Consider the following 23256-nt stretch of genomic DNA (forward strand, 5'->3'; position numbering starts at 1 on the left):
CCCTGGCCAGAGGCGGCCAGGATGTGGGCGTGTGATGTTGGGCGTATGCGCGCGGGCCGGAGCCGTCCGTGCCGCCCAGACACTGACGATGCGCCACACTGGTGCGGTGAGCAGCGCCTCTCCCTACATCGAGCTCGACCGTGAGCAGTGGCGGGCCCTGGCAGCCTCGGCCCCCTTGCCGCTGACGCAGGCCGACGTCGAGAAGCTGCGCGGCCTGGGCGACCCCATCGACCTGCCCGAGGTCGACGTCGTCTACCGCCCCCTGACCGCCCTGCTGGAGACGTACATCGCCTCGACCCGCGAGCGCGGGCGCCTGACCGCGGACTTCCTGGGCGTCAACGAGAGCCCGACCCCCTTCGTCGTCGCGGTGGCCGGGTCGGTCGCCGTCGGCAAATCGACGACGGCGCGCCTCATCGCCCACCTGCTGGCCCGCTTCCCTCAGACGCCGCGGGTGTCGCTGGTGACGACCGACGGGTTCCTGCTGCCCAACGCCGTGCTGGAGCAGCGGGGGCTGACGGCCCGCAAGGGCTTCCCGGAGTCCTACGACCGCCGGGCGCTGCTCGACTTCATCATGGCGGTCAAGTCCGGGGTGCCGCGCGTGGAGGCCCCGGTCTACTCCCACCAGGTCTACGACGTCGTGCCCGGCCGGCACACGGTGGTGGAGCGCCCGGACGTGCTCGTCCTCGAAGGCCTCAACGTCCTCCAGCCCGCGCGCCGGGTCCACGCGCGGCCGGAGGAGGGGCCGGTGGCTGACGTGTCGGCGCTGGCGGTCAGCGACTTCATCGACTTCTCGATCTACGTCGACGCCGACCCGAGCGACATCCGCCACTGGTACCTCGACCGGTTCCTGACCCTCAAGCGCACGGCCTTCACCGACCCCGACTCCTATTTCCGGCGTTTCGCCTCGATCGCCGACGACGTCGCCCTGGCGATGGCCGGGGAGATCTGGGAGAGCGTCAACCTGGTCAACCTGCGCGAGAACATCGCGCCGACGCGCCCGCGGGCGACGCTCGTGCTGCACAAGGGCGCGGACCACCACGTCCAGCGGGTGCTCCTGCGCAAGGCCTGACCCACACGCCCTCGCCGTCGGCTCTCCCCCAACCCCCGCCCAACTCCTCGGCGCGGCGGCGGGCGGCGGGGGCGGGCCGGTCAGCCGGCGACGACGGGGACGTCGGTCAGACGCCAGGGCGTGTTGGCCGCGTCGATCGACGAGTCCGCCGGACGGTCCACGATGACCGTGTCCTCACCGGTGTCCGGCCACACGACGCACACCCGGCCCGTCGTGCCGGCGCCGAGCGAGGCGAGGTAGAGGTCGGCGAGGGGGCGGCGACCATCGGCGCCCGGGGGCAGGTAGTCGACGGGAAAGACGTAGCTCCCGCCGGACAGGAGGGTGACACCGCTGGCGGCCTGGATCGAGGCCACCCCCACGCTCTCGCCGCGGGCGTTGTCGAGCCCCCACCCCCGGTTGTCGGTGAACCACGAGGACAGCGAGGCGTTGTCGCTCATGTCGGAGATAACGAATTCGCCGAACAGGAGCCCACCGCGCCGCACGACCTGCTCCAGGGTGATGGTGAGGCTCTCCCCGTCGGAGGCCCGCGCCACGCTCACGCCCTGGGGGCCCGGGGCGCTGGGACCGGCGGGTGCTGGCGGGGCGGTGTCGGAGGACAGGCCCCTGGACCCGTGCCCGTCCGTCCCCGCGGTGGGGGCGATGACGATCTCCACGCGGCGGTTGGCGGCCCTCGCCTCCTCGCTCGTCCCCTCCTGCCTCGGCTCGCTCTCGCCCTTGCCGGTGACGCTGGAGCTCCACGCCGACAGGTCGGTGAGCTGGGTGAGCCGGTCCCACACCGCCTGCGCCCGGCGCTCGGACAGCGCCTGGTTGTAGGCGTCGTCGGCGACATCGTCGGTGTGCCCGACGACGCTCAGGGCACCGCCGTCGGGGTAGGAGGCGAGGGAGTCGGCCACGCCCTGGAGGATCGTGTCGGCCTGGGACGTCAGCTCGGCGGAGTCCGTGGCGAAGGAGACGTCGTTGGAGACCGTGACCGTCACCGCGTCCTTCGTCGTCAGACCACTCGCCGAGCGGTTGACGGCCTCGGTGTAGTGCTCCAGCGCCAGCGGCTCGAGGCGCCCGCTGGCGGGCTCGGCGTCGTCGAGGACCTGGCGCAGGAGGTCGGGGTCCTGGGCCTGCTCGAGGTCGATGACCGCCGTGGGGACGAACCCGCTCTGGTTGAGCATGACGACGACGCTCTCCACGTCGGGGTCGACGCCCCCGAAGGTCGCGTAGTAGTCGCGGGCCTCGCCGACGTCGATGGCGCCGCCGTGGACGGCGTCTCGTGTCGCGGTGGAGCGCCACACGCGGCTGGAGAGCGGGTCGATGAGCCTCATCCACCTCAGCCCGTACTCGTCGCTGGGGCCGGCCCAGTCGAAGGACGGGCTCAGGAGCCACTCCTGGTTCGGGTCGTCGGCGGGGCGCTCGACGTGGAAGGGCAGGACGGAGGAGGAGGCGTCCACGCGCACGAGGGGGCCGAGCCTCACGTCGAGGGTGTGCCCGCCCAGGGCCCCGGTGAGGCGGACACTGACCGGCGCGCCGGCGGTGGCAGCGGCTGACGGGGCCTGCGCGGCGGAGGGCTCGGGGGCGGTGGGCGAGGACGCCCCGGCCTGCGGGTCGGTGGTGTCCCGGGCCCCGCAGGCGGCCAGGGCGTGGGCGGCCCCGGCGACGAGTGGCAGGGCAAGGGCGTGACGGCGCGACAGGAGCGGGTGGTGGGGTGCGACGGTCATGAGTCACCTCTCAGTGGTCGCTAGCAGGGACCTGCGTCGCGACGCAGACTAGGTGGGCCGCGAGCGCCCGACCATGGGCACCTCGTCCCGCCTGCCCGGGTACCCATCGGCGCTGCCCACCGCTACCCGTCCCTCCCCGTGGAGCGTCGCGCACGAGGCCCCCGACGGCGCGGGTGAGCGCGACGGGGGCCTCGCGTGCGAGCGCCGGGTCTCAGGCGAGGGAGAGGTTGTCCTTGACCGCCTCGGCGAGGCCCGCGGCGACGGCGTCCGCCTCGGCCTGGGTCGCGGCCTCGACCATGACGCGTACCAGGGGCTCAGTGCCCGAAGGACGCAGCAGCACACGACCGGCCTGCCCCAGGCGCTCCTCCGCCTGGGCGACGGCCTTCTGGACGGCGGCGTCGGTGTGGGCGGCCGCCTTGTCGACCCCGCGCACGTTGATGAGCGTCTGCGGCAGGCGCGTGACCACGCTCGCCAGCTCGGCCAGACTCGCGCCCGAGCGCGTGACCCGGGCCGCGACCCGCAGCGACGTAAGCACGCCGTCACCGGTCGTCGCGTGCAGGGTGTCGATGACGTGGCCCGACTGCTCGCCGCCGAGCGTGTAGCCGCCCTGGACCATCCGCTCAAGCACGTAGCGGTCCCCCACGCCGGTCTGCACGGTGCGGATGCCGTGCTCCTTCATGGCGAGCAGGAGGCCGAGGTTACTCATGACGGTGACGACGAGCGTGTCGGAGGCCAGCAGGCCATCCGCCTTCATCCCCACGGCGAGCAGACCCATGATCTGGTCGCCGTCGATGAGGTTGCCCTCGGCGTCGACGGCCAGGCAGCGGTCGGCGTCGCCGTCGTAGGCGAAGCCCATGTCGGCCCCGACGCTGGGGACATAGGTCTGCAGCTGCTCGGGGTGGGTGGAGCCGCAGGCGGCGTTGATGTTGAGACCATCCGGGGAGGCGTTGATGACGATGACCTCGGCCCCGGCCGCGCGCAGGGCGGCGGGACCGACGGTGAAGGCGGCACCGTTGGAGGCGTCGACGACGATCCTCAGGCCTGACAGGTCCGTGCCGGTGGAGTCGACGAGGTGGTTGATGTAGGTCTGGTCGGCCACCGTCTCGCCCTTAATGACGCGGCCGACGCCGGCACCGACCGGCGGGGGGTCCGTGCGGCCCAGCAGGGATTCGATCTTGTCCTCGACGGCGTCCTCGAGCTTGTAGCCGCCTCGGGCGAAGAACTTGATCCCATTGTCCTGGAAGGGGTTGTGGGAGGCGGAGATCATGACACCGAGCTCGATGTCCTGCGTGGCGGTCAGGTGCGCGATGGCCGGGGTGGGCAGAACGCCGACCCGCGTGACGTCGATGCCTGAGGAGGCCAGGCCCGCGCTGATCGCGTGGTCCAGGAACTCGCCCGAGGCGCGCGTGTCGCGGCCGACAATGGCGCGGAAACGGCCGGTGCGCGAGCGGGAGGAGGCGGGCGCCCCGCGGGTGAGCACCTGCGCGGCGGCCTCGCCGAGCTGGACCGCGAGGGCGGGGGTGAGCAGGTCGTTGGCGAGGCCGCGCACGCCGTCCGTGCCGAAGAGTCGTGCCATGTGTGAGCCAGTCCTTCCGGATGGGGGTCGTGGGACGGGCTTCATCCTCCCACGCCGGCACCGGCACGGTCCGGGACCCGTGGGAGGCCCGGCCGACGGCGCCCGGCCCGGTGGCACAACGACGACGCCCCGCCGTCCACCGCGTGAGCGGGGAGGCGGGGCGTCGGCAGCGCGGGCGCGGGTCAGCGCTTGGAGTACTGCGGGGCGCGGCGGGCCTTGTGCAGACCGGCCTTCTTACGCTCGACGATGCGGGCGTCGCGGGTGAGGAAACCGGCCTTCTTCAGAGACGGGCGGTTGGCCTCACGGTCGATCTCGTTGAGGGCGCGGGCGATGCCCAGGCGCAGGGCGCCGGCCTGGCCGGAGATGCCGCCACCGTTGATACGGGCGACGACGTCGAAGCGGCCCTCAAGACCGAGGAGGGTGAAGGGGGCGCGCACGAGCTGCTGGTGCAGCTTGTTGGGGAAGTAGTCCTCAAGCGTGCGGCCGTTGAGCGTCCACTGGCCAGTGCCGGGGACGAGACGGACGCGGGCGACAGCCTCCTTGCGGCGACCCAGGCCAGCACCGGGAGCGGTGATGGACTGGCCGCGGCCCTCGGCGGCGCCGTCGGTCTCAGTGGTGTAGCTGGAGGGGGCGTTCTCCTCGTCCAGCGCGTCGATGTCGACAGTGGTCTCAGCCACGATGTGTCCTTTGCTTGTCGCGGGGTGCCGGGCGCTGGAGCGCTTACTGGGCGACCTGGGTGATCTCGAAAGTCTGGGGGTTCTGCGAGGCGTGCGGGTGCTCGGCGCCTCGGTAGACCCTGAGCTTCTTCAGCTGCTGACGGCCGAGCTTGGTGTGGGGCACCATGCCCTTGACGGCCTTCTCGATGGCGCGCTCCGGACGCGTCGCGAGCAGCTCGCGGTACGAGACGGAGGTGAGGCCACCCGGGAAACCGGAGTGACGGTGGGCGAACTTCTTGTCAGCCTTGCCGTTGGTGAGGGCGACCTTGTCGGCGTTGATGATGACGACGTAGTCGCCGCAGTCCGCGTGGGGCGCGAACTGGGGCTTGTGCTTCCCACGGAGCAGGGTCGCGGCCTGGGCCGCAAGGCGGCCGAGGACGACGTCGGTGGCGTCGATGACGTACCAGTTCTTCTCGACGTCGCCGGGCTTCGGTGTGTACGTGCGCACGGGCGTTGCCTTCGTTTCTCTTGGCGAGTGGGTCATCGGGCAGCACGTTGAAGCTTTCGCGGCCCGACGAGACCACCATGGTCAGGTGAGTGGTCGGAGCACTGGCGATCCGGGGCGAGTGGGACGGCACCGCGGACGCGCACATGCGTGCTGCACGACGGTTACCCACCCTACCGGGGCTCCGGAAGGGGGGTCAAAAGAACTGACGCCACCGGGACCGTGAGACCCGACACGCTGCCGTGAGCCCGGGCCTAGCAGCCGCAGTCCTCGGCGAGGGGATCGGCAGGCAGGCGACGCACCACCCGCGAGCGCCGCGCCTGCTCGGCGAGGGCGTCGTCGCTGGGGTAGACGACCTCCTCAAGCGTCAGACCGTGGGCGGGGGCCACCGGGGCGGCGCCATCGCGTGAGCGGCGCTCGAGCAGGGCGGCGGGCCAGGCCTCGTCACGGCTACCGCGTCCGACGGCGAGACCCACCCCGACCAACGAACGCACCATCGAGTGGCAGAAGGCATCCGCGACCACCGTGAGGGTCACAAGACCGGCGTCGGCCCCCCGGGTGGGGCGGCGCCAGTCCAGGCGCTTGAGGGTGCGCACCGTCGTCGCCCCCTCGCGCGGACGGCAGTAGGACAGGAAGTCGTGCTCGCCCAGCAGGGGGCGGGCGCTGCGGTCCATGGCCTCGACGTCCAGCGCCTCGGGCAGCCACAGCACCTGGCCGCGGCGGGAGGCGTTGCGCGGGGCCCCGGCGGGGCCGCCGTCGGCGATGCGGTAGACGTAGCGGCGGCTGAGGGCGGAGAAACGGGCGTCGAAGCCCTCGGGCGCCACGCGCGCACCGGTGACGACGACGTCGCTGGCGCCGCGCGGGACCGGGCCGGTGAGGCCGGCGTCGGCGGCGAGGTGGGCCTGGCGGGCCAGGACCCCGGCCAGGCGGGTGAGCAGGGCGTCCTCGGGGCGCCGCCCGGAGCGTCCGGGCAGCGCCTGCCAGGCGGCGAGCGGCACGTCGAGGTGGACGGCCTGGGCGGCGGCGTGCACGCCGGCATCCGTGCGCCCGGCGACGGTCAGCCGCACGGGCGTGCGCAGGACGGTCTCGAGGGCGTCGGTGAGCTCGCCCTCGACGGTGCGCAGGCCGGGTTGGGCGGCCCAGCCGGAGAAGCCGACGCCGTCGTAGGCGAGGTCGAGCCTCAGGCGCACGGTGGCCCCGTTCTTAGCCTCGGCCCCCTCGGCCTCCTCGACGACGGCGCCCGGGGTCGGCGCGTCGCCCGGCTTCACATCGGTGAGCATGGCGCTATTCGACCACGCCCGCCGGTAACCTTCCGCCATGAGTAGTCCCACGACCCTGACCGTCGACTGCGGCGGGGGCGGAATTAAGGCCTCCGTGCTGTCCCCCGAGGGCGCGATGATCTCCCGGGCCGTGCGAACCTCGACGCCCTACCCCCTGCCACCACTGACCCTCGTCGACACCATCGCCGAGCTCGCCGCCCAGCTACCGCAGGCGGACCGTGTGACGGTGGGGATGCCCGGCATGATCCGCCACGGCATCGTCGTCGCCACCCCCCACTACATCACCCGTGACGGCCCGCGCTCGAAGGTGCTGCCCGAGCTGGTCGAGCAGTGGCGACGCTTCGACATGGGGGCGGCACTCGCCCAGCGCCTGGAGCGGCCCGTACTCGTCCTCAACGACGCGGAGGTCGCCGCCGCCGGCGTCGTCACCGGCAAGGGCCACGAGATGATCGTCACGCTTGGCACCGGGCTGGGTAACGCGGTCTTCGACAACGGCGTGCTGGCCCCTCACGTGGAGGTCTCCCAGGGGCCGATCCGCTGGGGCCTGACGTATGACGACTACATCGGTGAGCACGAGCGCCTGCGCCTGGGCGACGCCCACTGGTCGCGGCGGGTGCGGCGCGTCGTCGACGCCCTGCGGCCCATGTACCTGTGGGACCGCCTCTACCTCGGGGGCGGCAACTCCCGGCGGATTCTCGCCTCGCAGCTCGCATTGATGGGCGACGACGTCGTCGTCGTACCCAACGAGGCGGGGATGACCGGCGGTGCCCGCTGCTGGGACCTGGCCCGCCCCTGAGAAACACCCTGACCCTCACCCTGAAGATCCCCCGACCCTGGTAGGAGGAGATCTCCTCTCATCGGGGGATCCGCACACACACCGACGGCTGCCAGGATGCATCCATGCCTCATCCCCGCTCTCCGCGCCCTCGCACCGCCGGAGCGACCCGGAGCTCGATTCTGCTGCCCCGGGCCGTGATGACGGTAGGAGTGGTGGCACTGCTGTCCACCTTCCTCGACTCGGTCCCCGGCCTGAGCGGGTTCATCAACTTCGTCCTGATCTGGTTCGTCCCCCTGCCGGTGCTCGACTGGTTCACCGCCGTCGTCATCCTCATCCTCGGCTCGGCCCTCTCGCGCCGCATCCGCGTCGCCTGGGTGGCCACCACTGTCCTGGCGGTGCTGAGCATCGTGCTGTTCGTCACGGCCGACGTCTCCCTCATGCTCCTGCGCGAGGAGGGCGTCACCAACCTGGACCTGCTGGCCCTCGGCTTCAATGCCCTCACGCTGGTCCTGCTCGTCGTCCTGCTCCTGCGTGACCGCAGCTCCTACCGAGTGCGCATGAGGCCCGGTAACCTGCGCCGGGCTCTGACCGTCACGACGCTCGGCGTCGGCGCCAGCACCGCCCTGGCCGCCCTGGCCGTCCTCGTCACCCACCCCTCGGCCCTCACGCACCTGTTCCTGGCGGGCGACCCCCACCCCCTCGTCGAGATCATCCAGCAGTTCCCGGACGTGGCCTTCAGCCTCTTCGGCCTGGGATGGGCCCTGTCCTTCCTGGCCGGCCTGGCCACGCTCATGCGTTCGCAGCGGCTGGCCGCGCGCATGAGCGTGGACGAGGAGGAGCGCGTGCGCACGCTCCTGGCCGCCCACCCCCAGGACTCGCTCGGTTACTTCGCCACCCGCCGCGACAAGTCCGTGCTGCTCACCGAGCGCGGCGCTGTCGCCTACCGCCCCAGCCTCGGCGTCGCCCTCGTCTCCGGCGACCCGATGGGCGACCCGGCCACCTGGCCCGCCACCGTGGCCGCCTTCTGCCGCCACTGCACCTCCTACGGGCTCACACCCGCCGTCATCGGCGCCTCCGAGGCCGGGGCCCGCGCCTGGGTGCAGGCGGGTATGCACGCCCTGCACATCGGCGACGAGGCGGTCCTGCGTCCGGCCCGCTTCCGCCTCAACGACCTCACGGAGGTCCGCCAGGCCGTGCGCCACGCCTCCGGCGCCGGGTACACGGCGCGGGTGCGGCGCCATCGCAGCATCCCTGCCGAGGAGCTGGCCGAGCTCAGCACGCTTGCCACCACCTGGCTCAACGGCGAGGCGGAGCGCGGCTTCTCCATGGCGCTGGGCCGCGGACTCGACGACCCCTCCGACGGCCAGTGCGTCCTCGTTGAGGCCCTGTTCCCCGACGGCGACGAGCGCGGGCAGGTTGCCGCCCTGCTGTCCTTCGTGCCCTGGGGCGCCACGGGCCTGAGCCTGGACGTCATGCGCCGCCACCCCGACGCCGACCACGGTGTCACCGAGCTCATGGTGAGCACGCTCATGGCCGAGGCCGCCGCCCTGTCCGTCACCCAGGTCTCGCTCAACTTCGCCGTCTTCCGCGACATCTTCGACCAGGGCGCGCGTCTGGGTGCCGGGCCGCTCCAGCGCGCCCGCCGCCAGGTGCTCATGGCGGCCTCGCGCTGGTGGCAGCTGGAGTCCTTGTACCGCTCCAACTCCCGCTACGAGCCCGACTGGGTGCCGCGGCTGCTGTGCTACCCCGACGGCGGGGACCTCGTGCGCGTCTCGGCCGTCGTCGCCGTCGCCGAAGGCTTCCTGCGCCCGCCCAGTCTCTTCAGCGGCCAGGACTCGTCCCAGCCGCGCCTGAGCGAGGAGGACAGCGCCCGCATGCTGGCCCTCACCCGCGCCGTCGCCGAGCCGCAGCCGGCCGCGCGCCTGCCCCACGAGGTGCGTGCCCGCGCCGCCAGCCGCGAGCGGATGCTCAGCCAGGGGCTCACGCCCTACCCGGCGAGCACCACCGTGACGGCCGGCTGCGCGCAGGCGCTCGACGGCGGTGGCGAGCGGACCATCGCCGGGCGCGTCGTCGGGCTGCGCGACCACGGCGGAGTGCTCTTCGCCGACCTGCGCGACTGGGGCGGGGAGGTCCAGGTGCTCCTCGAGCGGGACGCGGCCCCCCAGGCCCTGACCGACTTCCAGCGCCTGGTGCGCGTCGGGGACCAGGTGGCCGTGACCGGCGTGCCGGGCACCTCGCGCACCGGCACGGCGAGCCTGGTGGCCTCCGGCTGGACGATGACCGCCAAGGCCCTGCGACCGCTGCCGGACAAGCACCGGGGCCTGACCGACCCCGAGACCCTGGTGCGCCAGCGCCACCTGGCGCTCATCACCTCCCCGCGTCAGCGCCACCTCGTCGAGACCCGGTCCCGGGCGGTGCAGGCCGTGCGCTCCCGTCTGCTCGATCGCGGCTACCTGGAGGTCGAGACGCCCATCCTCCAGCCGGTGCACGGCGGGGCGAACGCGCGCCCCTTCCGCACCCACATCAACGCCTACGACCTGGACCTGTACCTGCGCATCGCCCCCGAGCTCTACCTCAAGCGGCTCGTCGTCGGCGGCATGGACCGCGTCTTCGAGATCGGCCGGAGCTTCCGCAACGAGGGGGCGGACTCCACCCACAACCCCGAGTTCACGATGCTGGAGGCCTACCAGGCCTACGCCGACTACGAGGTGATGAAGACGGTCGTCCAGGACCTCGTGGTCTCGGCGGCGCATGAGGCCCTGGGCACCACCGTCGTGCGGGGCACCGTGGGCGGCACCGAGCACGAGGTGGACCTCGCCCGGCCGTGGCGGACCGTGAGCGTGTGCGACGCCGTCTCCCAGGGCCTGGGCGAGCAGGTGACGACCTCCACCCCCACGGCCGTGCTGCGCTCCCACGCCGAGCGCCTGGGCCTGCGCCACGACCCGTCATGGGGGTGGGGCACCCTGGTCCAGGAGCTCTACGAGCACCTGGCGGAGTCCAGCACCGCCCAGCCGACCTTCTTCAGCGACTTCCCCGCACAGACCTCGCCGCTCACACGCCCGCACCGCCAGGACCCGGTGCTGGCCGAGCGCTGGGACCTCATCGTCTTCGGCTCGGAGGTCGCCACCGCCTACTCCGAGCTCGTGGACCCGGTGATCCAGCGCGAGCGGCTGACGGCCCAGTCCTTGGCGGCCGCCAGCGGTGACGCGGAGGCGATGGAGCTGGATGAGGCCTTCTTGGAGGCCCTGGAGCACGGCATGGCGCCCTCGGGCGGGCTGGGGGTCGGCATGGACCGTCTTGTCATGATGCTCACGGGCGCCTCGATCCGCGAGACCATCGCCTTCCCCCTCGTCAGGCCCTCACGATGAGGCGCCTGCTGGCGGCCGGCGTGCTGCTCGCCTACAACACGTGGGTCCTGGGGCCGCTGCTGTGGAGCGGTGACGTCCCGCCCGGCTACCTGTCCGAGCTGGCGGCGGACGACCAGCCCTGGCAGTGGGTCTTTCGCGGGGGCGACCTCATCACCGGCGTGCTGCTGCTGGCCATCGCGGCCCTGGGGGTGCGCGGGTGGCGGGCCTGGCTCGGCGACTGGTCCACCGCCGTGGCTCTCGCGCTGGCGGCCTGCGGGGTGGGGACGGTGGCGGACGCGCTGGGCAACATGCCCTGTGCCCCGACGACGAACGCCATGTGCCAGGACACGACGACGGTCTCCGGCCTCGTCCACACCATCGCCTCGGGCACGGTCGGTGCCGGCTTCCTCATGGCCACGGGGCTGCTGGTGCTGGGGCTGCGCGACCGGGGGGCGCCGCACCCGCAGCTGCGCACGGCCCTGGTGGGGGCGGGGGCCCTCGGTGTCGTCGACGTCGTCACCCTGACGGCGATCGTCCTGGCTCCCGGCAGCCAGGTCTGGCCGCAGATGGGGCAGGTGCTCCTGTCCTCCCTGCTGGCGGCCGTCCTCGCCCTGCGTCTTACCAGGAGGTCCGACGGCGATGCCCGCCTTGCGGCCTAGGCCCGCTGTCTCCGGTGTTCCCGGTTCCGGTGCTGACGACGGCGCCCGTGCCGGCGCCCCGAAACCCGCCGCCGGTGGTGCCGACGCCGGAGGTGCTGCCACCTCGGGACCCGCGGTCGGGAGTCCGGAGCGCTGGGCGCGTCGCGCCGGTGTGACCGCCCGCCGTCTGAGGCCGCCCGGTGCCGGTGAGCCCACGCTTGTCCTCCTGGCGGGGGCGGGCCTGGGCTCCGCCTTCTGGGAGCCGGTGCTGGGGCTGCTGCCCGGCACCCACGTCGTCGTCGACCGGCAGGGGCGTCTGGGCACCCACTGCCATGGGCTGCCGGCACTGCACACTCAGGCGGGCATCCTCGCCCGGCTGCTGGAGGACCTGGGGGTGGCCGATGGCGCCCCGACCGTCCTCGTGGCCCACTCGATGGCGGCCTTCGAGGCCGAGCTTCTGGCGCGTCGTCGTCCCGGTCTGGTCGATGGCATCGTCCTCGTGGACCCCTCCGTCGCCCACCAGCCCAGGCTGACGCCTGTCCTGGCTGTCGGCGCCGTGAGAGGCCGTGCGCCTCTGGCCGCGCTCGGCCTGGCGGCGACGCGCGGCCTGCTGAAGGTGCCGGGCGCCCACCGGGGCCTTGCGGCCCTGGCGCGGGCGTCCATGCGCGGCATGGTCACACGGCCTCAGGCCCTGGACTCGCCCGCCTGGCAGGACACCTGGACCGTTTCCTCGCTCACGGGTGGTGCGGCGGAGTCCCTGGCCTACTCGGCCCAGCAGGCCGACCTCCTGCGCTCCCGGGCGCTGGCCGACGGCCCCGTGCGCGTTCCGACGCTTCTGCTTCAGGCTCCGCCCTATGCCTCGCGCGGGCGGCTGGCCTCGGCGCGGAGGGCCTTCTCCCGCCTGGTGGTGCGCGAGGTCCCCGACTCCGGGCATTTCATGACGATCGACGCCCCGCAGGAGGTGGCCCGCGCCGTCCGCGAGGTCATGGCGATGCTCGACACCTGACACCCGACCCCGCCCGACGTCGGGAAGGCGAGCATCGCGACTTCCGCGGCGGCGGGGCCGACGACTGGGCTGCGGCGGGGCCGACGATCGGGCGGTGGCGGCCGTCGCGGCCCCCACGGCGGAGGGGCTTGCACGCTCACGCTTGTCGACCTCTGTCGCAAGCCGCGGAATCATGCGGTTTTCTCGATCGGCGCCCTCGAGAGCCTCGGCTCCCATGTGCATGGACCACGCCCATGCACATGGGAGCCAAAAAACCGTTTTGACCAAGAGAACCAAAACGGCGCAATACCAACGAAAAACCCAGATCCGCCAGATCACACCAGTCACATGAGCGTGCACGCCCCCTCCCAGCACCCCGGGCACGAGCCCGCACGGCACCGGCCAGCCTCCCCACGTCACCTACCAACGCCAAGTTCGAGGGTCAAGAGGCTCGAACTCGACACGTCACCCCCGAACTCGCGGCGCACCAAGACCCACCGGGGCGCGCGCCAGTGGACCCGAGCTGGCGCGCCCACGGGGGCAGTGCCCCGGCGCCAGGGATGCCCATACGGCGGTGAGCGCCACCGGCAGCTGAGCCCGTGGCAGCACGCCGGCCTGGTGGCGCTAAAGCCGCAAGGCCAGCAAAATGCCACACGCACGGCCACCCGGTCCGAGCCCACCCGCTCCATACACGACCGCGGGCCCGTCACCGTGTGGTGACGGGCCCGCGGTCGTACAGGTCAGACCTCGAAGGTGGTTCAGTCCGCGACCTTCTGGGCGGCGGCGCCGCCAGCGGGGGCGAAGCCTGCGGCCTCGGCGTCCTCGGCGGTGGCGAACCAGACCTCGGCGATGGTGGCGTCGTACCAGCGCGAGCCGGGAACGTGGTACTTCTTGGAGTCCTCGTTGCCCTTGATCTGGTGGTCGGCGTCGGGGGCCTCAGCCGAGCCCTCGGCAAGACGGACGGCGCCGGCGTACTCGACGGGCTCAGCAGCGGTCTCCTCGACCGGAGCCTCAACCGGGGCCTCGGCGGCCTCCTCGGCACCCTTCTCAGCGGCCTTCTTGGCGGACTTCTTCTCGACAGCCTTCTCAGCGGCGCGCTTGGCGGTGGCGACGGCGTCGTCCACAACCGCCTTCTTGGCCACGGGCTCGAGCACGAGGGAGATGACGGCCATGGGGGCGTTGTCACCCTTGCGGGGGGCCACCTTGATGATGCGGGTGTAACCGCCCTCGCGGTCCTTGAACTGGGGGGCGATCTCCTCGAAGAGGCGGTAGACGGCGAACTTGTCCGTCACCTTCTTCAGCACCGTGCGGCGCGCGTGCAGGTCGCCACGCTTGCCCTTGGTGATGAGTTTCTCGGCGTAGGGACGCAGGCGGCGGGCGCGGGCCTCCGTCGTCGTGATGGACTCGTGGATGAAGAGCTGCGTGGCCAGGTTGGCCAGCATGTGGCGCTCGTGCTGGGCGGAGCCACCCAGACGGGGACCCTTGGTGGGGCGAGGCATTGTTGTCTCCTAAGTGATTGGCGAGCGGAGCGCGCGGGTTCAGGCCTGCTCGTCGCTGAAGGTGGGGTTGGTGTAGTCGTCGTCCGCGATGTAGTCGACCGGCGAGCCCTTGAGGGACAGGCCCAGCTCGGCGAGCTTCTCCTTGATCTCGGAGATCGACTTGGCACCGAAGTTGCGGATGTCGAGCAGGTCCGCCTCGCTGCGCGCGACGAGCTCACCGACGGTGTGGATGCCCTCGCGCTTGAGCGCGTTGGAGGAACGGGCCTGGAGGTTGAGCTCGTCGATCATGAGGGCGAGGTCCTGCTGGAGGGCCTGGTCCATCGGCGAGGGGCCGACCTCAATGCCCTCGGCCTCAACATTGAGCTCACGGGCCAGGCCGAAGAGCTCGACGAGGGTCTTGCCGGCAGAGGCAAGCGCGTCACGAGGAGTGATCGAGGCCTTGGTCTCGACGTCGACCACGAGGCGGTCGAAGTCCGTGCGCTGCTCGACACGAGTGGCCTCAACCGCGTAGGAGACCTTCTTGACCGGCGAGTAGATGGAGTCCACGGGGATGCGGGAGATCTCCGCGTTCGGGTCCTTGTTCTGGGCCGCGGAGACGTAACCGCGCCCACGCTCAACCGTCAGCTCGATCTCGAGCTTGCCCTTCTCGTTAAGGGTGGCGATGACGAGGTCGGGGTTGTGGATCTCCACGCCGGCGGGCGGGGTGATGTCACCGGCGGTGACGACACCCGGGCCCGACTTGCGCAGGTACATGACGACCGGCTCGTCGTTCTCGCTCGAGAGCACGATCTCCTTGATGTTGAGGATAATCTGAGCGACATCCTCCTTGACCCCGGGGATGGTGCGGAACTCGTGGGGCACGCCGTCGATGCGCACGCTGGTCACGGCGGCGCCCGGGATGGACGACAGCAGCGTGCGGCGCAGGGAGTTGCCGAGCGTGTAGCCGAAGCCGGGCTCGAGAGGCTCCAGGACGAACCGCGAGCGGCGGTCCTCCTCGATGACCTCCTCGGAGAGGGTGGGTCGCTGTGCAATGAGCACGTGGTTTCCTTTCGTGGCGGCGCCCGCTATATGACGCCGATCCTGCGGGATGTGGACGGTCTCCGAGAGGACCCGGCCCGTCCGCGTCCGCCCGTGAGGGGCGGACGCGAGGAGCCGACGACGTCACGGGCCCGGGGGCACGGACGCCGTCGGCCTCGGTCGTCTCAGACGTGCCGACGCTTGGGCGGACGGCAGCCGTTGTGAGCCTGGGGCGTGACGTCGGAGATGGAGCCGACCTCGAGGCCGGCGGCCTGGAGGGAGCGGATCGCGGTCTCACGGCCCGGGCCGGGGCCCTTGACGAAGACGTCGATCTTCTTCATGCCGTGCTCCTGCGCACGGCGGGCGGCGGCCTCAGCGGCGAGCTGGGCGGCGTAGGGGGTCGACTTGCGCGAGCCCTTGAAGCCGACCTGGCCGGAGGAGGCCCAGGCGATGACGGCACCGTGCGGGTCCGTGAGGGACACGATGGTGTTGTTGAAGGTGGACTTGATGTAGGCGTGGCCGTGGGTGACGTTCTTGCGGTCCTTGCGACGCGTCTTGCGCACGGCGGTGCGGCTCTTGGGAGGCATGTTTCCTTCTTCGATCTAGGTCGTCGTTCCATGGCGGGCAGCCGAGCCCGCGCTCATGGACTGCTGCTTACTTGGCCTTCTTCTTACCGGCCACGGTGCGCTTGGGGCCCTTGCGGGTGCGCGCGTTGGTCTTGGTGCGCTGGCCGTGCACCGGCAGGTGACGGCGGTGGCGCAGGCCCTGGTAGCAGCCGATCTCGATCTTGCGGCGGATGTCCGCCTGGACCTCGCGGCGAAGGTCGCCCTCCACCTGGTAGTTCGCGTCGATGTGGTTGCGAAGCAGGACGAGCTCGTCCTCGGTGAGGTCCTTGACTCGGGTGTCGGGGTTGACGCCCGTCGCCACGAGGGTTTCGTCCGCACGAGTGCGGCCGATCCCGAAGATGTATGTGAGGGCGACCTCGACTCGCTTCTCGCGAGGCAGGTCGACACCGGAAATACGTGCCACGGTGTGGTTCTCCTGTGTGCTCCCGGAGGTCGTCGCCCACCTCCTCCGCCATCAGTCGCAGCGGCCCCGGCCTCCAGGAACCGGGGGTTGCTCACCGGTGGTGAGCTGGGGTGGGTGCTTATGTGCGGCCGCCCGGACGGCGGCCGTCAGCGCTGGGATCAGCCCTGGCGCTGCTTGTGCCGCGGGTTCTCGCAGATGACCATGACGCGGCCGTGGCGACGAATCACCTTGCAGTTGTCACAGATCTTCTTGACGCTCGGCTTGACCTTCATGATGTTCCTCCGTCATCCCCGTCAGGGGAGGACTGTCACTTGTACCGGTAGACGATGCGACCGCGCGTGAGGTCGTAGGGGCTCAGCTCCACGACCACGCGGTCCTCGGGGAGGATGCGGATGTAGTGCTGCCGCATCTTGCCGGAGATGTGCGCGAGCACGACGTGCCCGTTGCTCAGCTCCACCCGGAACATCGCATTCGGAAGGGCCTCGACGACCGATCCCTCGACCTCGATGACGCCATCCTTCTTAGCCATGTTCCTCCATCGGTGCTTGCTCGCTCGAGTTCCTCCGACGACGTCGCCGTCGGACGACACGCCCCGTCGCCCACGCTCAGTTGATGCTGCGCGCGGACCGTAGGACGCACCGGCCTTTAACAATACGGCAGGGCCGCCGGGCCTCACCACGCGAGATCGGGCACAGTGACGGTGTTTCCGGCCACAGACGGGCCCTGTCGGCGCGTGGCCGAGCCCGGCCTCACCCGGTCCGACGGGCCGCGGCCCACCCGGCCCGACCCGGCTCAGGACCGGGCCGCACGCGCGGCGTCCTGCTCGGCCGCGACCTTCGGATAGTCGGGGCCGGCCTGGCGCCACGGCACCCCGGGCACGAGGACGAAGCGGGTCCCGGCGGCACGCATGCGGGCACCATAGGCGGCGCAACGGTGCGCAAAGCCGTCCAGCGTCAGGGCGCGCTCGCTGCCGTCCTCGGGCAGCGCCTGGCACCAGCCGACCTCGGCCGTGCCAAGCAGGCGCGGCAGCAGCAGCGTCTCGACGTCCTCGACGCCGCGCGCCGTCTCCGACCACACAGTCGCCTCCACGCCCTCGATGCTGGACTCCCCCACGGCCTCAACAGACCCGACGGGGTCCCAGTCGCGCGCCGCGCTCAGGTCCAGCACACCGGCCCAGTCCAGGCCCAGCGGCGCCTGGGCATCCCAGATCATGTCGAGGTAGGCGTGCCGGCTGGGGGACATGATGAAGCGCGCCCCCCGCTCGGCAGCCAGGCGCTGGCCCTCGGCGGACTCCTCGCCGCGCACGTCCCACACCTGCAGCTGCATGGACGCCGCGGCATCCCCGGGCGTCCCGACGGCGCTCTGGGCCGGCTGGGCCGACGGGAGGGACTGGGCCGGCTGGGCGGACCAGGCCTCGTTCCAACCGATGGGCACGCGCCCGTGCTCGCGCACGACCTCGCAGGCCCAGGTCAGCAGCTCGGCGTAGGCCGAACCCGGCCCCGCGCCGTAACGATCGGCCATCGCCCAGGGCTCATCGCCGCCGAGGTGGACGCGCCTGCCCTCGGGGTCGAGGTCCATCACCTGGGTCAGGACGTGGCGCAGGAAGGCGCGCGTGGCCGGGGCATGAGGGTCGAGGTAGGAGTAGCCGACGACGATGCCGCAGTCCGCCGGGGCGGTGGGCTCCTCGGGGGTGGAGGTGTGGGAGCTGCCCGGGGTGCACAGGCCGGGCAGGGCGTGCAGGGCAGCCCCCACGTGGCCGGGCAGGTCGATCTCGGGGATGACCTCCATGCCCCGGCTGTGACAGAAGGCGAGGATCCGCCGGTAGTCCTCCTGCGTGTACCAGCCGGTGCGGCCCGGACGGCCGTTCCAGGCGGGCAGGGCGACGGCCGTGCGTCCGGAGACCTCGGTCAGCTGCGTGTAGTCGTGGGTGTCGTCCTCGGCGCGACCCTCGTTGGTGATCTCCAGGCGCCAGCCCTGGTCGTCCACGAGGTGCAGGTGCAGCACGTTGATCTTGAGCAGACTGACGGCTTCGACGACGCGCAGCAGGTCATCGACCGGCAGGAAGCTGCGGGCGACGTCGATCATGACGCCGCGGTGGCTCCAGCGCGGGGCGTCCTCGATGTGGGCGCCGGGCACGACGGCGAGGACCTCGTCGTCGGCCGGTCCCCACAGCGCGCCCTCGGGGTCCATGACGCGCGGGGGCAGCAGCTGCAGGAGGGTGCGCACGGCGTGGAGCGCGCCGAGCCGGGTGGCGGCGCGCAGCACGATGCCCTCGGGGGTCGAGTCGAGCGTGTAGCCCTCGGGTCCGAGATCCTGCCCTGGGTCGAGCAGGAGCGTGAGCGCGCCGGCGACCGGTGCTCCGGCCCGGTTGCCCACCACCGGCAGGCGCTCGGCGCTGGAGGGCCAGCCCAGGCCGTCGCGCAGCTTCTGGGCCAGGATGGCGGCACTGTCCTCGGTGCCGGCCTGGAACAGCAGCGGGGTGGTCCTCAGCAGCGTGAACCCGGCCTCGCTCACCTCAAAGGAGCGTGGGGCGGGCAGGACGTGAACGGGCGGGCTCAGGGGCGAGACGACGGTGTCTTCCATGTGCCGAAGCGTAACGGGGACGCTGCGGTGATGGGGGGCGGCGTCGGAAACGCCGTCGGGAACGCCGGGTTCTTAGCGCAGCGGCTTGGGCTCGATGTCAAAGGCACTCAGGCCCTCGACACCGCCGTCGGGCGCCGTGAGCACCCACACGCCACCCGGGACGATGGCCACCGTGTGCTCCCACTGGGCGGCCCGGGAGCCGTCATTGGTGACGACGGTCCAGCCGTCCTCGAGCTCATGCACCTGCGGCGAGCCGGCGGTGAGCATCGGCTCAATGGCCAGGACCATGCCCGGGCGCAGGCGCGGCCCCTTGCGCCTCACGGAGTAGTTGAGGACGTCGGGCGCCATGTGCATGGCCGTGCCGATGCCGTGGCCGACGTACTCCTCCAGGATGCCCAGGCGGTAGCCGTGCTCCTGCTCGACGGCGTCGACCACCTCCTCGACGGCGTCGCCGATGGCGTTCAGACGCGCTCCACGCCCCGTCGCCTCGCCGGCGGCCGCGCGGGCGACGGCGGCAATGGCGGCCCACAGGGCGCTGCGGGTGGCGGTGTCCAGGATCCGGTCGGACTCGCTGGCGTAGCGGCCGCCGACGACGGTGGTGAAGGCCGCGTCGCCGTGCCACTGGGTGCCGTCCTCGTCCAGGATGTAGGCGCCGCAGTCGAAGGTGATGAGGTCACCTTCAGCGAGGACGCGCTCACCCGGAATGCCGTGGACCACCTCGTCGTTGACGGAGGTGCACACGGTGGCCGGGTAGTCGTGGTAACCGAGGAAGTTCGAGTGCGCCCCGGCGCGGGAGATGACCTCGGCGCACACGGCGTCGAGCTCGGCGGTGGTGATGCCGGGGCGGACGGCCTCGCGCAGGGCGGCGTGAATGTCGGCGACGACGAGCCCGGCGCGGCGCATGAGACGCACCTGGTCCGGGGTCTTGATCTGGATCTGCTCGCGTCCGATCACGGTGGGGTCCTTCCAGCAAGAGAAGCTGTCGCTGCCCGACGGCGAGGACGGCGGGTGGCCCGTATGCGGCCCGACCCGCCGTCGTCGTGCCTCAGGCGCTCACACCGGCCTCTACGAGTGCCGTCATGACGCGGTCGGTGACCTCGTCGAGAGTGCCGATGCCGTCGGCGGAGACGAGCAGGCCCTTGTCCGCGTAGATCGCGACGAGGGGCTCGGTCTGCTCGGCGTAGACCTCGAGGCGATGGCGGATGACGTCCTCGGTGTCGTCGGCACGGTTCTGCTCGGTGGCGCGCTTGAGGAGCCGGGCGACGACCGCCTCGGCGTCGGCGGTGATCTCGAGGACGACGTCGAGGGCGAGGCCGCGCTGGGCGAGCATGGCGTCGAGCGCGTGGACCTGGGACACGGTGCGCGGGTAGCCGTCCAGGAGGAAGCCCTCGGCGGCGTCGGCCTGGCTGAGACGATCCTCAACCATGGCGTTGGTGACCGAGTCCGGGACGTACTCGCCCCTGTCCATGTAGGACTTGGCGAGGATGCCGAGCTCGGTGGCGCGGGCGACGTGGCTGCGGAAGATGTCTCCGGTGGAGATGGCGGGGATGTTAAGGCGCTCGGAGATGCGGGCGGCCTGGGTGCCCTTGCCGGCCCCGGGCGGGCCGAGCAGGACCATACGTGCACTCATGAGAGGAACCCTTCGTAGTGGCGCTGCTGGAGCTGGGAGTTGATCTCCTTGACCGTCTGGAGGCCGACGCCCACCATGATGAGGATCGTCGTACCACCAAACGGCAGGTTCTGGGACAGGCCGAGCCAGATGACCGCGACGGTCGGCAGCAGGGCCAGGATGAGCAGGTAGACGGAGCCGGCGGCGGTCACCCGGTTGATGACGTACGTCAGGTAGCGCACCGTCGGCTCTCCCGCCCGGATGCCGGGGATGAAGCCGCCGTACTTCTTCATGTTGTCCGCGATCTCCTCCGGGTTGAAGGTGATGGCCGTGTAGAAGAAGGCGAAGAAGAGGATGAGCAGGCCGTAACCGACGAGGTAGACGGTGTCGGTCTGGGACAGGTTGTTCGAGATCCAGCGCACCCAGCTGGACTCCTTGTTGCCGAACTGGGCGATGAGCTGGGGCATGGCCAGGATCGAGGAGGCGAAGATGACGGGGATGACGCCGGCGGTGTTGATCTTGATCGGGATGTAGGTGGTGGAGCCGCCGTACTGGCGACGACCGACCATGCGCTTGGCGTACTGCACGGGGATGCGTCGGGTGGCCTGCTCGATGAAGACGACGGCGAGGGTGGCCGCGAGGATGACGATGAGCACCGTGAGGAACTTGGTGGCGCCGTTGTTCGTGCCGACGATGGAGAACAGGTTCTGCGGCATGCGCGCGACGATCGAGGTGAAGATGAGCAGGGACATGCCGTTGCCGATGCCGTGCTCGGTGATGAGCTCGCCCAGCCACATGATGAGGCCGGTGCCGGCCGTCATCGTGACAATCATGAGGGCGAGGTCGAAGGGGGAGGCGTCGGGGATGACGGAGACCGTGCAGGTGGGGAACAGTGCGCCGGAAGCGGCGGTGGCCACAATGGTGGAGGACTGCAGGACACCCAGGCCGATGGTGAGGTAACGGGTGTACTGCGTGAGCGTCGCGTTACCGGACTGGCCCTCCTTGTGCAGCTCCTCGAAGCGCGGGATGACCACGCGCAGGAGCTGGATGATGATGGAGGCGGTGATGTAGGGCATGATGCCCAGTGCGAAGACGCTCAGCTGGAGCAGCGCGCCGCCGGAGAAGACGTTGATGAGACCCAGCAGACCCGCGTCCTTGCTCTGGCCAACACACGTCTGAACGTTGGCGATGTTCACCCCGGGCGTCGGCAGGACGGAACCAAGGCGGAAGAGGGCCATGATGCCCAGGGTGAAGAGGAGCTTTCCCCTGAGGTCGGGCGTGCGGAACGCCTGCATGAACGCAGTGAGCACTCGTACTCCTGTTGTTGCTGCTGGGCACGGACACCGCCGTCGGGCATGGGGTCGCGGGACGCGGTGAGGTCAGGCGCCCGGTGGGCACCGTGGGTCACCCTACCGTGCACGACCTCAGCGCTGCACTGGGCGAAGCCCTGCGGGAAGTGGGGATCGGTCACGTTGTGGCGCGAATCGGTCGCGTTGGGGAGTCGTCGGCCTCACACGACTGCGGGCTCGTGTCACCACCGGGGTGGTGACACGAGCCCGCAGACAGTGCGTGCGACCGGTGGCTCAGCGAGCGCTGAGGGTGCCGCCGGCGGCCTCGATCTTGTCCTTGGCGGAGGCGGACCAGGCGTCAACGGTCAGGTTGAGCGCAACCGTGATGTCGCCGGCGCCCAGGACCTTGACGAGCCGGCCGCCGCGAACGGCGCCCTTAGCGACGAGGTCCTCCACCGTGATGGTGCCGCCCTTCGGGAACAGCTCGGCGATGCGGCCGACGTTCACGGGCTGGAACTCCACACGGTTGGGGTTGCGGAAGCCACGGAGCTTGGGCAGGCGCATGTGCAGAGGCATCTGGCCGCCCTCAAAGCCGGCCTTGACCTGGTAGCGGGCCTTGGTGCCCTTGGTACCGCGACCGGCGGTCTTGCCCTTGGAGCCCTCACCGCGTCCAACGCGGGTCTTGGCCTTCTTGGAGCCGGGGGCCGGACGGAGGTGGTGCAGCTTGACGATCCGCACCTTCTCCTCGGTCTTCTTGGTGTCAGCCATGTTCTCAGGCCTCCTCAACGGTGACGAGGTGCGCCACCGTGGCGATCATGCCGCGCACGGTGGAGGTGTCCTCGCGCACAACGGACTGGCGGATCTTGCGCAGGCCGAGGGAGCGCAGGGTCTCGCGCTGGCGGTGGGTTCCACCGATGCCGGAGCGGACCTGGGTCACCTTGAGCTGCTTGGTGGTGGTCTCAGCCATCACGCCTCAACTCCTTCAGCGGCCTTCTCGGCCTCCTTCTTCTCAGCCTCGGCGCGCCTGTCGGCCTCGCCCTCGGCACGTGCGCGCAGCATGGACTGCGGCGCGACGTCCTCGAGGGGCAGACCACGGCGGGCGGCGACGCCCTCGGGCTGCTCGAGCTTCTTGAGCGCATCGACCGTCGCGTGGACGATGTTGATCGCGTTCGAGGAGCCGAGGGACTTCGACAGGATGTCGTGGATACCGGCGCAGTCCAGCACGGCGCGCACCGGGCCACCGGCGATAACACCGGTACCGGGCGAGGCGGGGCGCAGGAGGACGACTCCGGCGGAGTCCTCGCCCTGGACCAGGTGCGGGATGGTGCGGCGGATCATCGGGACGTGGAAGAAGTTCTTCTTCGCGACCTCGACGGCCTTGGCGATGGCGGCGGGAACTTCCTTCGCCTTGCCGTAGCCCACGCCAACCGTGCCCTCGCCGTCGCCGACGACGACCAGCGCCGTGAAGGTGAAGCGGCGGCCGCCCTTGACGACCTTGGACACGCGGTTGATGGTGACGACGCGCTCGATGTACTTGTCGTCGTTGCCACGGCCGTTGTTGCGGTCGCGGCGGTCGTTGTTGCGGTCACGACGCCCGCGGCCCTCGCCGCGGTTCTCGCCGTTGCGGGCCGAGCCGTCGGACGACGCGGACCTGTCTCGCTGCGGTGCAGCCATCAGATTCTCCTTAGCT

Annotated in this window: 23 protein-coding genes; 5 read left to right on the forward strand and 18 right to left on the reverse strand. The window is 71.2% G+C overall.

Translation table 11 applies throughout. From position 1 onward, the window contains the following. The first annotated feature begins 88 nt into the window (after window positions 1–88). Complete coding sequence (gene coaA, locus ID810_RS09390; protein WP_166856014.1) at window positions 89–1069, forward strand: type I pantothenate kinase; 981 nt, start codon at window positions 89–91, stop codon at window positions 1067–1069. A gap of 80 nt (window positions 1070–1149) precedes the next feature. Here the strand turns inward: coaA and ID810_RS09395 are convergent, their stop codons facing one another. From ID810_RS09395 to ID810_RS09415, 5 genes are all read right to left on the reverse strand, one after another. Continuing rightward, window positions 1150–2775 carry an OmpA family protein gene (locus ID810_RS09395; protein ID WP_166856016.1) on the reverse strand — a complete coding sequence of 542 codons (1626 nt, stop codon included), beginning with the start codon at window positions 2773–2775 and terminating at the stop codon, window positions 1150–1152. A 211-nt stretch (window positions 2776–2986) separates the two neighbouring features. Then, complete coding sequence (gene glmM / locus ID810_RS09400; protein WP_166856018.1) at window positions 2987–4351, reverse strand: phosphoglucosamine mutase; 1365 nt, start codon at window positions 4349–4351, stop codon at window positions 2987–2989. A 182-nt stretch (window positions 4352–4533) separates the two neighbouring features. Next, window positions 4534–5028 carry a 30S ribosomal protein S9 gene (gene rpsI, locus ID810_RS09405; RefSeq protein WP_166856020.1) on the reverse strand — a complete coding sequence of 165 codons (495 nt, stop codon included), beginning with the start codon at window positions 5026–5028 and terminating at the stop codon, window positions 4534–4536. Window positions 5029–5071: 43 nt separating this feature from the next. After that, window positions 5072–5515 (reverse strand): 50S ribosomal protein L13, encoded by a 444-nt coding sequence (gene rplM / locus ID810_RS09410; RefSeq protein ID WP_166856022.1) that lies wholly within the window; start codon window positions 5513–5515, stop codon window positions 5072–5074. 251 nt (window positions 5516–5766) lie between these two features. Continuing rightward, complete coding sequence (locus ID810_RS09415; protein ID WP_166856024.1) at window positions 5767–6792, reverse strand: tRNA pseudouridine synthase A; 1026 nt, start codon at window positions 6790–6792, stop codon at window positions 5767–5769. Between the two features lie 37 nt (window positions 6793–6829). On the opposite strand from ID810_RS09415, the gene ID810_RS09420 reads away from it, so the two are divergent. The 4 genes from ID810_RS09420 to ID810_RS09435 all read left to right on the forward strand — a co-directional run bounded on the left by ID810_RS09420 (window position 6830) and on the right by ID810_RS09435 (window position 12561). Continuing rightward, window positions 6830–7588 (forward strand): ROK family protein, encoded by a 759-nt coding sequence (locus ID810_RS09420; RefSeq protein ID WP_166856026.1) that lies wholly within the window; start codon window positions 6830–6832, stop codon window positions 7586–7588. Window positions 7589–7692: 104 nt separating this feature from the next. Next, window positions 7693–10938: a bifunctional lysylphosphatidylglycerol synthetase/lysine--tRNA ligase LysX gene (gene lysX / locus ID810_RS09425; protein ID WP_166856028.1), complete on the forward strand. Its 3246-nt coding sequence runs from the start codon at window positions 7693–7695 to the stop codon at window positions 10936–10938. Beyond that, on the forward strand, window positions 10935–11576 hold the full coding sequence (locus ID810_RS09430; protein WP_166856030.1) for a DUF998 domain-containing protein: 642 nt from the start codon (window positions 10935–10937) through the stop codon (window positions 11574–11576). The genes lysX and ID810_RS09430 overlap by 4 nt, the downstream gene beginning before the upstream one ends. Beyond that, complete coding sequence (locus ID810_RS09435; protein ID WP_166856032.1) at window positions 11557–12561, forward strand: alpha/beta fold hydrolase; 1005 nt, start codon at window positions 11557–11559, stop codon at window positions 12559–12561. Before ID810_RS09430 ends, ID810_RS09435 begins: the two co-directional genes overlap by 20 nt. 737 nt (window positions 12562–13298) lie before the next feature. Here the strand turns inward: ID810_RS09435 and rplQ are convergent. The 13 genes from rplQ to rpsE form a co-directional block, all read right to left on the reverse strand. Beyond that, window positions 13299–14039 carry a 50S ribosomal protein L17, sunset domain variant gene (rplQ, locus tag ID810_RS09440; protein WP_166856034.1) on the reverse strand — a complete coding sequence of 247 codons (741 nt, stop codon included), beginning with the start codon at window positions 14037–14039 and terminating at the stop codon, window positions 13299–13301. 39 nt (window positions 14040–14078) lie between these two features. Further along, the gene (locus tag ID810_RS09445) at window positions 14079–15077 is read right to left on the reverse strand and encodes a DNA-directed RNA polymerase subunit alpha (protein WP_166856036.1); all 999 of its coding nucleotides are present in this window, start codon (window positions 15075–15077) and stop codon (window positions 14079–14081) included. Window positions 15078–15241: 164 nt separating this feature from the next. Then, window positions 15242–15643 (reverse strand): 30S ribosomal protein S11, encoded by a 402-nt coding sequence (rpsK, locus tag ID810_RS09450; RefSeq protein WP_166856038.1) that lies wholly within the window; start codon window positions 15641–15643, stop codon window positions 15242–15244. Window positions 15644–15710: 67 nt separating this feature from the next. Beyond that, a complete protein-coding gene (gene rpsM, locus ID810_RS09455) occupies window positions 15711–16085 on the reverse strand; it encodes a 30S ribosomal protein S13 (RefSeq protein ID WP_166856041.1) in 375 nt (124 codons plus the stop codon). 158 nt (window positions 16086–16243) lie between these two features. Further along, a complete protein-coding gene (gene rpmJ / locus ID810_RS09460) occupies window positions 16244–16357 on the reverse strand; it encodes a 50S ribosomal protein L36 (protein WP_005987264.1) in 114 nt (37 codons plus the stop codon). A gap of 35 nt (window positions 16358–16392) precedes the next feature. Then, entirely contained in the window at window positions 16393–16614 is a 222-nt protein-coding gene (infA, locus tag ID810_RS09465) for a translation initiation factor IF-1 (protein WP_111835832.1), read from the reverse strand. 263 nt (window positions 16615–16877) lie between these two features. Further along, a complete protein-coding gene (locus tag ID810_RS09470; RefSeq protein ID WP_166856043.1) occupies window positions 16878–18668 on the reverse strand; it encodes a family 20 glycosylhydrolase in 1791 nt (596 codons plus the stop codon). A 72-nt stretch (window positions 18669–18740) separates the two neighbouring features. Next, a complete protein-coding gene (map, locus tag ID810_RS09475; protein ID WP_166856045.1) occupies window positions 18741–19622 on the reverse strand; it encodes a type I methionyl aminopeptidase in 882 nt (293 codons plus the stop codon). Window positions 19623–19713: 91 nt separating this feature from the next. Further along, window positions 19714–20298: an adenylate kinase gene (locus ID810_RS09480; RefSeq protein ID WP_196781494.1), complete on the reverse strand. Its 585-nt coding sequence runs from the start codon at window positions 20296–20298 to the stop codon at window positions 19714–19716. Next, window positions 20295–21587 carry a preprotein translocase subunit SecY gene (gene secY, locus ID810_RS09485; RefSeq protein ID WP_166856047.1) on the reverse strand — a complete coding sequence of 431 codons (1293 nt, stop codon included), beginning with the start codon at window positions 21585–21587 and terminating at the stop codon, window positions 20295–20297. Before secY ends, ID810_RS09480 begins: the two co-directional genes overlap by 4 nt. 273 nt (window positions 21588–21860) lie before the next feature. Then, complete coding sequence (gene rplO / locus ID810_RS09490) at window positions 21861–22334, reverse strand: 50S ribosomal protein L15 (RefSeq protein WP_166856049.1); 474 nt, start codon at window positions 22332–22334, stop codon at window positions 21861–21863. Window positions 22335–22338: 4 nt separating this feature from the next. Next, window positions 22339–22533 carry a 50S ribosomal protein L30 gene (rpmD, locus tag ID810_RS09495; protein WP_166856051.1) on the reverse strand — a complete coding sequence of 65 codons (195 nt, stop codon included), beginning with the start codon at window positions 22531–22533 and terminating at the stop codon, window positions 22339–22341. Continuing rightward, window positions 22533–23240, reverse strand: a complete 708-nt coding sequence (rpsE, locus tag ID810_RS09500; RefSeq protein ID WP_166856053.1) for a 30S ribosomal protein S5 — start codon at window positions 23238–23240, stop codon at window positions 22533–22535. The genes rpmD and rpsE overlap by 1 nt, the downstream gene beginning before the upstream one ends. Between the last annotated feature and the right edge of the window lie 16 nt (window positions 23241–23256).

This window comes from Actinomyces respiraculi, from assembly GCF_014595995.2.
GTDB lineage: Bacteria > Actinomycetota > Actinomycetes > Actinomycetales > Actinomycetaceae > Actinomyces > Actinomyces respiraculi.